This window comes from Streptomyces sp. NPDC087845, assembly GCF_044742755.1.
GTDB lineage: Bacteria > Actinomycetota > Actinomycetes > Streptomycetales > Streptomycetaceae > Streptomyces.
Genome location: NZ_JBIUVC010000001.1, coordinates 280611 through 293159, shown reverse-complemented (window position 1 = coordinate 293159; position 12549 = coordinate 280611). Strand labels below are relative to the sequence as shown.

General features: G+C 68.9%; 12 protein-coding genes. 8 read left to right on the top strand and 4 right to left on the bottom strand.

Annotation, left to right across the window (positions count from 1 at the left end; genetic code table 11):
- Together ACIOMQ_RS01305 and ACIOMQ_RS01300 are read left to right on the top strand one after the other, a co-directional pair.
- Complete coding sequence (locus tag ACIOMQ_RS01305) at positions 1 to 603, top strand: hypothetical protein (RefSeq protein ID WP_362206922.1); 603 nt, start codon at positions 1 to 3, stop codon at positions 601 to 603.
- A 71-nt stretch (positions 604 to 674) separates the two neighbouring features.
- A complete protein-coding gene (locus ACIOMQ_RS01300; RefSeq protein ID WP_401261670.1) occupies positions 675 to 1262 on the top strand; it encodes an OmpA family protein in 588 nt (195 codons plus the stop codon).
- Positions 1263 to 1326: 64 nt separating this feature from the next.
- On the opposite strand, the gene ACIOMQ_RS01295 is transcribed toward ACIOMQ_RS01300, so the two are convergent.
- Both ACIOMQ_RS01295 and ACIOMQ_RS01290 read right to left on the bottom strand, forming a co-directional pair.
- Positions 1327 to 1518: a hypothetical protein gene (locus ACIOMQ_RS01295; RefSeq protein WP_362206924.1), complete on the bottom strand. Its 192-nt coding sequence runs from the start codon at positions 1516 to 1518 to the stop codon at positions 1327 to 1329.
- Positions 1519 to 1529: 11 nt separating this feature from the next.
- Positions 1530 to 2381: a DUF5753 domain-containing protein gene (locus ACIOMQ_RS01290; protein WP_402187508.1), complete on the bottom strand. Its 852-nt coding sequence runs from the start codon at positions 2379 to 2381 to the stop codon at positions 1530 to 1532.
- Between the two features lie 317 nt (positions 2382 to 2698).
- On the opposite strand from ACIOMQ_RS01290, the gene ACIOMQ_RS01285 reads away from it, so the two are divergent.
- Positions 2699 to 3238 carry an ATP-binding protein gene (locus tag ACIOMQ_RS01285; protein WP_402187506.1) on the top strand — a complete coding sequence of 180 codons (540 nt, stop codon included), beginning with the start codon at positions 2699 to 2701 and terminating at the stop codon, positions 3236 to 3238.
- Positions 3239 to 3944: 706 nt separating this feature from the next.
- On the opposite strand, the gene ACIOMQ_RS01280 is transcribed toward ACIOMQ_RS01285, so the two are convergent.
- Positions 3945 to 4448 (bottom strand): DinB family protein, encoded by a 504-nt coding sequence (locus tag ACIOMQ_RS01280; protein WP_401261435.1) that lies wholly within the window; start codon positions 4446 to 4448, stop codon positions 3945 to 3947.
- Between the two features lie 229 nt (positions 4449 to 4677).
- Between ACIOMQ_RS01280 and ACIOMQ_RS01275 the strand changes: the two genes are divergently transcribed.
- Entirely contained in the window at positions 4678 to 7662 is a 2985-nt protein-coding gene (locus ACIOMQ_RS01275) for a BTAD domain-containing putative transcriptional regulator (protein ID WP_362206928.1), read from the top strand.
- 110 nt (positions 7663 to 7772) lie between these two features.
- Here the strand turns inward: ACIOMQ_RS01275 and ACIOMQ_RS01270 are convergent, their stop codons facing one another.
- Positions 7773 to 7967 (bottom strand): hypothetical protein, encoded by a 195-nt coding sequence (locus tag ACIOMQ_RS01270; protein WP_362206929.1) that lies wholly within the window; start codon positions 7965 to 7967, stop codon positions 7773 to 7775.
- Between the two features lie 22 nt (positions 7968 to 7989).
- On the opposite strand from ACIOMQ_RS01270, the gene ACIOMQ_RS01265 reads away from it, so the two are divergent.
- The 4 genes from ACIOMQ_RS01265 (at position 7990) to ACIOMQ_RS01250 (ending at position 12456) form a co-directional block, all read left to right on the top strand.
- Positions 7990 to 9369 carry a hypothetical protein gene (locus tag ACIOMQ_RS01265; protein ID WP_401261428.1) on the top strand — a complete coding sequence of 460 codons (1380 nt, stop codon included), beginning with the start codon at positions 7990 to 7992 and terminating at the stop codon, positions 9367 to 9369.
- Positions 9369 to 10400 (top strand): methyltransferase, encoded by a 1032-nt coding sequence (locus tag ACIOMQ_RS01260; protein WP_401943211.1) that lies wholly within the window; start codon positions 9369 to 9371, stop codon positions 10398 to 10400. The genes ACIOMQ_RS01265 and ACIOMQ_RS01260 overlap by 1 nt, the downstream gene beginning before the upstream one ends.
- 158 nt (positions 10401 to 10558) lie before the next feature.
- Positions 10559 to 11848 carry a sensor domain-containing protein gene (locus tag ACIOMQ_RS01255; protein WP_362206932.1) on the top strand — a complete coding sequence of 430 codons (1290 nt, stop codon included), beginning with the start codon at positions 10559 to 10561 and terminating at the stop codon, positions 11846 to 11848.
- Positions 11812 to 12456: a response regulator transcription factor gene (locus tag ACIOMQ_RS01250; RefSeq protein WP_362206933.1), complete on the top strand. Its 645-nt coding sequence runs from the start codon at positions 11812 to 11814 to the stop codon at positions 12454 to 12456. Before ACIOMQ_RS01255 ends, ACIOMQ_RS01250 begins: the two co-directional genes overlap by 37 nt.
- Positions 12457 to 12549 lie beyond the last annotated feature (93 nt).

Here is a 12549-nt window from a genome sequence, read left to right as displayed (position 1 = left end):
ATGAGCATTCGGTGCTCCACCACGTCCCGGCGGGCGGTGCTGACCGTCTCCCTGACGGCGGCGCTCGCCCTGGCGATCAGCGGCTGCGGTGCTGATGACGGCGGAAAGACGAACGACACCGGTTCGTCGCAGTCCTCCACGCCCTCCGAAGAGGACAAGGGGACGAAACCGGAGGACACCGCCACCGGGGAGAACGTGGACCCGAATGTGAAACTCGCCGAGGTCAGGGGGAATGGGCTGACTCTCGTGATCAACCAGGTGAAGCGTGACTCCGGAGGTTTTGTCACGGTTCAGGGCGAGATCAAGAACGTGAGCGACAGGGTGCGGAACTCCAGTGGGTGGGAGGGCGCGGAAACCGCGATTGTCAACGGCAATCCGAACTCCGTCGCCGGTGCAACACTGGTGGACAAAGCGAGCAAGAAGCGCTACTACGTCCTTCGGGACACGGAGAACCGTTGCCTTTGCACCACCGGCATCGCACCTTTGCCGGTAGGGGAGTCGACCCCCATCTTCATGCAGTTCCCGGCACCCCCCAGCACGACGACCGAGGTCGACTTCACCCTGCCGACGTTTGCCACGACTTCCCTGAAGATCTCGGGGTGACGGCCGACATGGACCACAACCGAACCCGGTTGAAGCCGATCGGCGTCGCCGGACTCTCCGTTGCGGCAGTCATGGTCGTGGCCACGGCCACCTTGTTCGGAGCTTCGTCGGCGCTCGCCGACGACGGCCCGAGCGTACCGCCCGGCACTGAGGCGACATCGGTGCCGCCAGTGAAGCTCGACCCCAACGACCCCGACCTGAAGATGCCCGAAGGCGGCACTCTCGCACCGGGCAAGGTTCTCGACATCATCCAGGTCGTCGAGGACGAGGGCGGCGACGAGCGCCGCGAGGACAGCAACGCGGACATCAAGTTCGCGCTCCAGGCCGAGGTCCTCTTCGGCAAGGACAGCGCGAAGCTGAGCTCCGCTGCCAACTCCCGTATCGCGGCCATCGCCGCCGAGATCAAGAAGCAGAAGGCCATCAAGGTGCGTGTCTTCGGCTTCACCGACAACCTCGGCACCTCGGCCCACGGCGACGTGCTGTCCAAGCAGCGCGCCAACGCGGTGCAGTCGGTGCTGGTCAAGGAGCTGGGCTCGACGGTCACCTTCGACATCCGCGGCTACGGCGAGCAGTACCCGATCGCCGACAACAGCACGGAAGAGGGCCGCAAGAAGAACCGCCGCGTGGAGGTCTCCTTCCCGCGTGGCGGCACTTCCTGAGGCCCCGCGCCGGAACAGGGGCCCGGCACCGCGAGCGCTTCGCGGTGCCGGGCCCCTGTTGTTGCTAGAGCAGGTGGTCGGCCTTGCCGGCCTTGATGTCGCGGATCAGTTGCTGAAGCGCCTCACGGCTGTCGGTGAGGTAACGATCCTCCTCGCCGCGGACGGCGATGAAGCCGTTGCCTTCGGCGTCTGTCCCGAGCCTGAAGCAGTTGTTTCCTTCGCCGCAGTAGGGCTCTTCCCAGTTGATGTCCGGCATGCTGAACTTCCTTAGAGTTGGCTGGAGATGGCGTGAACGAAGTCTCTGGACGCGGCGGAAGCCAGCGAGGCATCCTCCATCCAGTCCAGATGTGCGCGATATTTGGTCAGCTGCGCATCCGCGTGCATGAACTCAGGACCGTGAGCTGAGTCGAGCTGCACGGTGTCGAGTTGGGGTACGACACCGTGCGCATAGAGGAGCGCGTGTCCGGCTCCGGGGAATGCGCCTCGGGCGACTGGAATCACCCGTACGTCGACGTGCTCGCGCTCCGACATCTCGCACAGGTGGAGCAGTTGCTCCCGCGTGACGTCCCGGCCGCCGAACTGCATGCGCAGGGCGGCTTCATGTACGTATCCCACGTAGTCGACGGGGGTTTCACGGTCGAGTAGCTGTTGCCTTTCCATCCGGTGCGCAACCCGCAACTCGACCTCCAGACGGGACAGCTCGGGCAGAACGGAGCCGAACACCGCGCGAGCGTATCCGTCGGTGTGGAGCAGGCCGGGAAGATGGACGGTCTGCGCCGTACGGATGCGTGTCGCGTGCCATTCGAGTTCGGCGATGTCCAGAAGGCCTGAGGGGAGCGTGCCCCTGTACTGCTCCCACCACCCGCGTTCGCGCTGCTCGGCCATATCGACGAGGGCGTCGACGTAAAGCGTGTCGGCGCAGGCGTAGTTGCAGGCCAAGGTGCGAACTCGTGCAGGTGTGATCGGACGGACGCCGCCCTCCATGTTGGAGATCTCCGTCCGGTCGATGCCCAGCAGGCCGGCCGCGTAGGCGGTGGTCGCCTCGGCTGCGACGCGCATCTTGCGCAGCTCGGCACCGAGTCGTTTCTGGCGCTCTGTGGGAGTGGCACTGCTCGGCATGGGCCCCCTCTTTCACGGACTGTGGACACAATCTGCCGCTGCGCGGGGTACCGAGTCCAACAACTGGGAGGCAATTGCCTCCATCTTTATGACACAAGTGCCATCTCTGCACTACGGCGGGTCACGCACCGCTCACGCGGCGACGAGCCGAAGTGCATCGCGCGGTCCTGCCCGCAACCTCCTGCCCTGGGAGGGGTGGTCCCGCGCCAGGGAGACAGGCCACTGCTCGTCCGCAGCGCAACGGCGTGAGCCACCCGTGCGCGCCCACGCGAAAGAGAGACGCCGCCAACTCGCCACCCGTACCAGGGGAGTCCGCCATGCACCCATCTCCACTCACCGCACTCTGCCCGGCTCTCGCCGAGACGCGCACGCCGGTCCCGTATCCGCATCCCGGCGCTCACTCCGACCCGCAGCAGTACCCGCAGCCCTACCTCCGCTCGAAGGGCCGCTCCGCGCACGGCCTCGCGCTGAGTTTCACGCTGCCCGGCGATGTCCGCAGCGCGTTCATCGGCCGTACCGCGATCGCCGCCGCCCTGAAGGCGCACGGGCTCAGCTCGTCCATCTGGCCGACCACGCTCGCTGTCGCCGAACTCATCACCGTGACCGTAAGAATGAGTCCGGGCAAGGAGCTGTACGTATCGCTGGGCCACCGCGACGACGCGCTCCGTCTGCTCGTCTGGGACCAGCACCCCCGCCACCTTCGAGCGCCCGCCGACGCCGCGCTCTGTGAGACGCGGCGTCGGCGGGCGCTCTGGCTGCTGACTGCTGTTGTGGACGACTGGGGAGGGGAGTGGGGTGCGTGTGATGCGACCTCGCCGCAGCGGGGCACCAAGTCCTTGGTTCGGCTGCCCCGTTGATGTCCGTGACCGGAGGTCGAGAAGGCGTCTGGCGGTAGGGATTGCCCCGATCATTGGGGTTGGGCACCCTCGCCCGGTCCCACTCACCCTCTGGCGGCGCGTCGGCCGGTTGCTTCCTGGCCTGCCGTCGGACCAGAGGGGGTATGAACGAACGTGACACTCTGGGGGGTGGGTGTCACGTTGCAGAACAAGGCCCCTTGAGTTCCAGTGGTCATCGCAACACTCCGGCTCAGGGGATGTGACGGACTTAGGGATCCGGCCGGTCAAGCAGCACACCGGGGCTTCAAGCTGCGTCGTGAGCGGGAGGAGTACTTCCGTCTCACGGATCTCGGGTACGGCAACAGCGAGGCCGGCCCCCTCGTCGGCATCCACCCTGGGACCGGCCGCGAGTGGCGCAATAGGACCGTCCTGAACCAAAGGCACCGGCCGGACGCTCGCGCCGCTGTGCCGTCGGCTTCGCGCTGCCGCTCGGGGCTGGTGGTCTTGTCGGTCATCACGGACAGTCGGATGCACCGCACACCCCGCAGGGGCCCGGTTTCGCAGACCGTGCCCGCGCTGTCGCCATCCACATCGGGTCGGAGGGCCCCTTGAGCCGCGGGCCTTGCAGCGGCCTCGGCGGCGGCCTTCTCGTAAGCACGGGTGAACGCGACGAGTGCCTCAGGGCCGGAGTTCACCAGGTGGGGTGCTTCGTCCTCCGGTCACAGCACTAGATGCCCGTGGTGCCGTCGACGATCTCACGGATCACGTCGAGGTGGCCGTTGTGCCGAGAGGTCTCCTCGATCAGGTGCAGGAGGATCCAGCGCAGATCGGGGTGACGGCCGTCCCTGCGGGGTTGTTCGGCCCGGGTGTCCAGGTCGTGGGAGGCGACCAGCTCGCGGTAGCGGACCGTCCGCGCCTCGTACTGGGACAGCACATCGGCGAGCGGCATGTCCACCGCGATGCGCATCTCGCGGTCGGGGTCCTCGTCCGTCCACGGGCCCTCGTCCTCGCCGCCGAGGAAGGCCACCTCGAACCAGTAGTACTCGACCCAGCTGAGGTGGTTGATCAGCCCGGCGACCGTCATCAGAGGGGAGCCGGGCAGCGGGGCCCGGCGGGCATCCTCCGGCGAGAGGCCTTCGCACTTCGCGCGTGCGGTGTCGCGTACGTAGTCGAGGAAGGTGGTCAGCTGGGTGCGCTCGTCCCATGCGGGAGGCGAATCGGTACGTGTCATCGACGTAAACCCTGTGGGACGGCCCGCTCCCTGTCCATCCCTTTCTGGTCCTCGGCGGGAACCCCGGTCGGCCCGGCCGGGCGCGCGAGCCGGGATCGTCCAGCTCGGCCCGGACCGCTCCAGCCGGCGCAACCCTGTGCGTCGAGGTGATCCAGTGATTCTATTGGTCATTTTTTATGGCCAGGTCTGATTGCATGCAGTCAGACTGGTTCGAGGGACGGGGGAGTCCATGTCGCAGCAGTTGGTGTTCAGAATTCTGGGACAACTGGTCGTCAACGCAGGGGAACGCAAACTGGCACTGGGGGGAGCGCGACAACGCACGGTCCTGGCCATGCTCTTGCTGTCACCGGACCGCGTCGTGTCCGTGGACAGTCTCATCAAGGCGGTCTGGCAGGGAAGCCCGCCCTCGACGTCGAGGAATCAGATCGCGATCTGTGTCTCGGGACTGCGCAAGACCTTCGAGTCCGAGGCGAAGGCCGACAACCTCATCGTGACGGCCCATCCGGGCTACATCCTGGCAACCGGCGATCACGTGGTGGACTCGCTGGAGTTCGAGGGAGAGATCCGTCGCGGGCGCGAGCTCATCAGGCGCGGGCAGACGGCCGAAGCCGGAGCCGTGCTGGAGAGCGCACTGAACCTGTGGCGCGGGCCGGCTCTGGACGGGATCAACGGCGTCGAGGAGGGCGCCGCGGCGCTCAACGAGCTCAGACTCGACGCGTACGAGGAACTCGCCGGGCTGCGCCTCCAGTTGGGCCAGCACCGCTCGCTCATCGGCGAACTCGCCGGGCTGGTCAAGGAGCATCCGCTGCGCGAGCAGGCGCGCGCCCATCTGATCCTCGCCCACTACCGGTCGGGGCGGCGCGCGGAGGCGCTGGAGGTCTTCCGTGAGGCACGGCAACTGCTCGTGGAGGAGCTGGGGATCGAGCCGGGCCCCGCACTTCAGGAGCTGCACGACCAGGTGCTCCGCGACGCCCCGGAGCTGACGGTACGGCATGTCGCCGCACCGGCCTTCTCCGTGCCCGCCCAACTTCCCGCCGGTGGAGCGGCGTTCACCGGCAGGGTGCAACAACTCGCGCTGCTGGACGGACTGCTCGACGAGCGCCGGGGGCACGCACCGCTCGCCGTGGGTGCGATATCCGGGGTGAGCGGGGTGGGCAAGACGGCGCTCGCCGTGCACTGGGCCCACCGTGTCGCCGAACACTTCCCCGACGGTCAGCTCTTCGCCGATCTGAGGGGATACGACGAACATGACGACCCCACGGCGGCCAGCGCAGTCCTGGACCGTTTCCTGCGGGCGCTCGGGGTTCCCGGCCCGCAGATCCCGGCCGACCCGAACGAACGGGCCGCGCTGTACCGCAGTGTCCTCGGCAGCAGACGTGCGCTGATCGTGCTCGACAACGCCGCCTCGTACCAGCAGGTCCACCTGCTGATGCCGGGCAACGGACGCTGCTGTGTGCTGATCACCGGACGGGACGCGCTGGACGGACTGACCGGCGACTACGCGGTACGCCGCATCGGGCTGAACGTCATGAACCAGGACGAGGCCGTCCGGCTGCTGCGAAAGGTCGCCGGGGAGGAGCGGATCGATGCCGATCCCGCCGGGGCCGAACTGCTCAGCCGGCTCTGCGACCGGCTGCCGCTGGCCCTGCGCATCGCGGGCGCCCGGCTTGCCGCCAAACCGCACTGGTCGGTTCGGACCCTGGTCAGCCGGCTGTCCAACCAGTGGCTGCGGCTCGACGAGCTCAGCCAGGGCGACCAGGGGGTACGCGCCGGATTCCAGCTCAGCTACCAGGCGCTGCCTCCGACCGCCGCCCGGATGTACCGACGCCTCGGGCTGCTCGCCGTACCGGACTTCACGTCCTGGGTGGGCGCCGCCGTGCTCGACACCGACCCGGCGACGGCCGAAACCCTGATCGAGCAGCTCGTCGACGCCCAACTGCTGGAGGTGGTGACCGGAGACAGCGAGGGCGCGATCCGCTACCGCTTCCAGGACCTGCTGCGCCTGTTCGGCTGGGAGCGCGCACAGGCGGAGGAGACCGAGGAGGAGCGCGACGCGGCTCTCGACCGGGCTCACGGCGGGTGGCTCGCGCTCGCCGACGCAGCCCACCGGCGGGCGCACGGCGGCGACTACACCATCATTCACGGGCCCGCGCCCCGCCTGACCCTGCCCGCGGAGATGGTCGACGCGTTGCTCGCCGACCCGATGGAGTGGTTCGAATCCGAACGGGCCGCGATCGTGGCCGTCGTCGAGCAGGCGGCGCGCACCGGCCGGTCGGCACAGGCATGGGATCTGACGATGAGCAGCAGCACGCTGTTCTCCACCCACAACTATCTGGAGGACTGGCGTACGTGCGCCGCGCATGCCCTGGAGGCGGCCCGCAGCGCGGGCGACCGGGTCGGGGAAGCGGCGATGCTGCAGTCGCTCGGCTCACTGGAGATCTACCAGAACCGGTACGCGCAGGCGGAGGCCTGGCTGGCTCCCGCACAGGAACTCTTCGACGCGCAGGGCGAGGACCACGGCCTGGCGCTCGTACGCCGCAATCTCGCGCTGTGCGAGCGGTTCCGGGGGGACCTCGGGGCAGCCCTGCACCACGCCGAGGAAGCGCTGCGGGGATTCCGGAAAGTCGGTGATCTGATGTCCGAGAGCTACGTTCTCGGTCTGATGGCCCAGATCGAACTGGAGTGTGGGCGGGTCCGTGAAGGCATCATCCTGAGCGCCGAGGCCGTTTCGATGAGCCGGGCGGCCGGCTTCCTCCGGGGCGAGGCGCAGAACACCTACCGGCTGGCCGAAGCCCAGATGCGCAACGGGGAGCCCGCGAGGGCGGCGGAACACTGCCGCACCGCGCTGGGGCTCTCCCGGGTCGAAGGGGACGCGGTCGGCGAGGTGTACGCCCTGCGTGGTCTGGGCGAGGCACTGTGGCGCCAGGAGCTGCTGGACGACGCGCAGAGCTGTCTTCAGCACGCCCTCGTCCTGGCCGTGGATCTGGCCGACCGGTTCCTGCAGGCCAGGATCACGGTCGATCTCGGTGTCATTCTGGTCGCACGGGGAGACGGGGAAGGCGTGTCCGTGCTCAGCCGCAGTCAGGAGGTGTTCGCCGACCTGGGGGCCGATGCCTGGCAGCGTCGGGTGGCCCGGGTCGCCCGGGCGGCACGGACGGTGGGTGCGGGACGGTCTCTACCGGTCGCGGAACTGGCCCGGCTGCTGGAGCGCTGAGAGCGACGGGGCGGTGGTGGAAACGCCGGGCCGGTCCGCGGCAGGGGCGGGGACCGGCCCGGCGGGCTCGTCCGGTGCTGGTCACGAGTAGGTCTGCGGGTGCGTCGCTGTCACGACCACGGCTGCTCGTTCGTCGCAGTGCCGCTGTCCCCGTTGCCGGGGTTGCTCCACGGCTGCTCGACGGTGACCCGGTGGCCGTCCGCCGTCGTCGGGCCCGTGCTGATCGCGGCAGCCAGACCGACCAGCAGGAGTGTGGCGGTGCACAGACCCGACTGATCGGTTGGTGCGGGCCCGTCCGTCCGCATCCTGGGAATATTGGGGTAGTCCGTGGGATCCACATCAGAAGATCGAAGCGGTGGTCAGGCCGCCGCCGCCCCCGAGGAGACCGTCTGGCCGGCCCACAGCGGCGTGGGCGGAGTGAGCCTGGCCGTGGAACGCGCCCGACCGGCCGACCGCTCCCCGGACGCGGCTCGCGCGGCACTCGCACGCTGGTCCGAAGCTCCGGCGCAGGCGTTCCCGTACGCCGACGTGCTCGGGTACTACCGGGCCGTGGGACGCAACCACGCCGACGACGAACTGCTCGCCGAACTCCGGGCCGTCGGTGAGCGGCTGACCCCGGCCGCCCCGGCGTACGGGGAGGAGCGGCTGCTGGCCGACTGGCTGCCCATGACGTACGACCGGACGGACGGGGACTACGACTCGTACATCGGGACAACGGTCTTCGACTCGCTGGTCGAACAGGCGGGTCCGGGCCGCAGAGTGGAGGCCGTCGACGGATTCACCGCCGTGGCCGTCGCCGACCTGGTCGCCATCGAGGCGGATGCCCTGGCCGCGGCGCCGGACGCGCCGCGCGCCTACGCGCGCACGCGGGCCGCCGCCCGGACACTGACCCGGATCGGGGACTATCTCCCGTACGCGGCAGCCGAGTCGGAGGACCTGGCGCAGCTGCGGACCGTGCTGAGCGTGCAGAGCGCCGCCGACATCCTGGCAGCCGTCGCAGCCAAGGCGGCCCAGTCGACGGCCGCACGCTTCCCGGTGATCCACCGCAAGGCGGTGGAACTCACCCTGATTCCGACGACCCGTCTGCACGACGAGCTGATGTTCATCCGCAGCATCCAGATATTCGAAGGCATCTACCAGCAGGTGGCGCGTGGTGTGGAAGCGGCGTCGGCGGGGCTGGAGCGCGGCGACGTGGCAGCCGTGTGCGAGCTGTTGGCCGACGCGGCCGCCCGCATCGAGGCCACCCCGATCCTCTACCGCGTGCTGACCGGCATGCCCGTCGAATCCTTCGCGGTCATCCGTGGATACACCGACGGCCGGAGCGCCATCCAGTCCCGCTGGTACCGGCAGGTGGAGGCGTTCTGCATGCCCGGACAGCCCATGCCCACGGGGAAGAAGATCCCCGACGTGCGCGTCGAAGGGCCGGGTCTGGACGCCGCGTTCGTGGCACGCGCCGCCGCCCTGCACACCGATGACGCACGCCGGGTGGCCGAGGCGATGCTGCGGCTGGACAAGGCGTGGGGCGCCATGAAGCGCAACCACTGGGGACTCACACTGAAGATCATCGGTGATGTGCCCGGCACCGGCGGGACCAGCGGCGCCTCCTATCTCAAGACGGCCGCGCAGGTGCCGTTGTTCCCCCGCCTCAGGCGCGACGCCGGAGCGGAAGGCGCGAGCCACACCACCACGGACGAGGGAGTCCACTGATGCACGACAGCCGGCCGGACACCGCCGAGCGGTACAACCATGAACTCCGCCAGAAGATCATGGGTTACATCGTCTCGCAGGCCATCCACGCGATCTGTGAACTCGGCATCCCCGATCTGCTGGCCCGGCGCCCGCACCGCATCGACGAACTGGCCGCCGGTACCGGCGCCGACCCCGACGCCCTGCACCGTTTCCTCCGCGTCCTCGCCGCCGAGGGAATCCTGACCGAGGAACAGCCCGGCACCTTCGCACTGACGGACATGGGCTCCCTCCTGCGTACCGACGTCCCCGGTTCGCTCGCGCATCTCTCCAGCCTGATGGCGGGTGAGGCATATCGGGCGTGGGGCGCCGCCACGCATTCGCTGCGCACCGGCAGTCCCGGCTTCGAGCACGTCTACGGCAGCCCCTACTTCGAGTGGCTGGCCCACAACCCCGAGGCGGCCCGCACCTTCAACGAGGGCCAGGCGGGCCTCGTGGCCCTCCGCCTCCTGCCGCTCCTGGAGTGGGACTGGAGCGAGGTCGGCACGGTCGTCGACGTCGGCGGCGGCAACGGCGCCCTGCTCAGCGATCTGCTGCGCGGCAACGACCGGCTGAAGGGCGTCATCCTCGACCTGCCGCACGTACTCGAAGAGACCCGCCGTGTCCTCGCCGACGCCGGGCTCGACGGCCGGGCCGACTGTGTCGGCGGCAGTTTCTTCGACAGGGTGCCGTCCGGCGGCGACGTCTACGTGCTGGCGCAGATCCTGCACGACTGGGACGACGAGCAGGCCGTGCGGATCCTGGCGTCGTGCCGACGTGCCATGGGTGAGCACGGCAGGCTCCTCATCCTGGAACAGGTCGTTCCCGACGACGGATCGCGGCACCCGGCCGCACTCCTGGACCTGCACATGCTGGTGCTGCTCGGCGGCCGGGAGCGTACCGAGTCGCAGTGGCGTGCCCTGCTCGACCGGGGCGGCTTCGACACCTCGGCGATCACCCGCGGCGCCCGTGCCGCCCTCATCGAGGCGGCCCCGCGCAAGGCTCCCGCATAGGCGTCCCCCCAAGGATCCTCCAGGGGATCTCCAGGGGATCTCCAGGGGGGACCTGAGTCCCCCCTGGAAAAGGGGTGGCAGGCCCAATGATGCCGAGGCGGTCGCACGACAGACTGATCTCTGCCGGGACCAAGAGGACCCACTCGCAGGAGGCAGTCATGACAACACCAGCACCGCCCAGGCTCTGGCAGGCGCCGCTGCGGGGAATCGCCCTGGCGGCCCAGAAGGTGCCGCAGCTCGCACTCTTCGTCCTGATGGTGATCTCCCTCGTCTATCTCGGGTTCGGTGTGGGTGTGCTGCTCCTGCCGCTCGTGGTGGCGGGCGTACGGAAGCTGGCGAACCGGTCCCGGCGCCTGGCGTACACCTGGTCCGGGGTCAGGATCTCCGAGCCGTACCTTCCGCTGCCCGACCGTGAGCCGGGATTCCTCGGCCGGGTGCGCCGCTGCCGGCAACTGCTCTTTGACCCCGCCACCTGGCGGGACATGCTGTGGACGATCACCGACCCGGTCATCGGCACCGTGCTCGCGCTGCTGCCCGCGGCCCTGCTCGTCTACGGACTGGAGGGCCTGGTCTTCCCGTTCGTCTGGGACGCTCTCGTGTCGGCCGGCTACGACGACCACTACGCCGGTCTGATCCATGTGAGCGGCGAGCGGGGTGTGGGGACCTGGCTGATGCCTCTGGCCGGCATCGGGTTCATCGGTCTCGGCCTCTGGGCCGGCCCCCGCCTCCTCACCGCCCACGCCCTGTTCACAAGCAAGCTGCTCGGCCCGCGGCCCGGGGACGAACTCGCCGCCCGGGTCGGCCATTTGACTCTGACACGAGGGGCGGTCGTGGACAGTCAGGCGGCGGAGCTGCGCCGCATCGAACGGGATCTGCACGACGGGGCCCAGGCCCGGCTGGTCGCCATGGGCATGAATCTCGACGCCGTCGAGCAACTCCTGGACACCAACCCCGAAGCCGCCCGCGCCCTGTTGGCGGAGACCCGGGACTCGTCCTCGAAGGCGCTCGGCGAACTCCGCGATCTCGTCAGGGGAATTCACCCGCCGGTCCTCTCCGACCGGGGACTGGGCGATGCCGTACGCGCCCTGGCCCTGGACAGTCCCCTCCCGGTCGACGTCGTCGTCGATCTGCCGGGCCGGCTGGACGCACCCGTCGAGTCCGCCGCGTACTTCGCCGTCAGTGAACTGCTGACGAACGTGGCGAAGCACGCCCGCGCCGGGCGCGTCTGGATCGATATCCGGCACGAGAACGACGCGTTGCGCATCAGCATGAGCGACGACGGAGTCGGTGGTGCGACCGCATCGGCGGGAACCGGGCTGCGCGGAATTGAGAGCCGCATTGCCGCATTCGACGGCATACTTGCCGTGAACAGCCCCCAGGGCGGACCGACGATGGCGACTATGGAGATCCCGTGCGCATTGTTCTTGCCGAAGACCTCTTCCTCCTGAGGGAAGGTCTGGTCCGCCTCCTCACGGCTCATGGATTCGAGATCGCCGCAGCCGTGGACAACGGACCCGCACTCCTGGACGCGCTCATCGAGCACCGGCCGGACGTGGCGCTCGTGGATGTACGTCTCCCGCCGACCTTCACCGACGAGGGACTGCGCGCCGCCATCGAGGCACGGACCAGGATCCCCGGACTCCCGGTGCTGGTGCTCTCGCAGTACGTGGAGCAGCTCTACGCGCGCGAACTGCTGGCGGACGGCTCGGGTGGGATCGGATACCTGCTCAAGGACCGGGTCTTCGACAGCCGGCAGTTCATCGACTGTGTGCGCCGGGTGGCCGCCGGAGGCAGCGCGATGGACCCGGACGTGGTGGCGAAACTCCTGGCGGGCAACGCGAGCGACGAACCGCTGGCCCGGCTCACCGTACGCGAGCGGGAGGTGCTCGCGCTGGTGGCGGAGGGCCGGTCCAACGCCGCCATCGCCGCACGGCTCGGCGTCAGCGAGAAGGTCGTCACCAAACACACGTCGAATGTCTTCACAAAACTCGACCTGGCACTCTCCGACGACGACAACCGCCGCGTTCTCGCCGTCCTTGCCTATCTGAATTCCTGAACGTCGCAGCTGTATAGGCGCCGTATAGCCGTCACGGGCATGCTGCGCCCGATGAGTCATGACCTCATTCGGGGAAATTCAGAGAAATCAGAG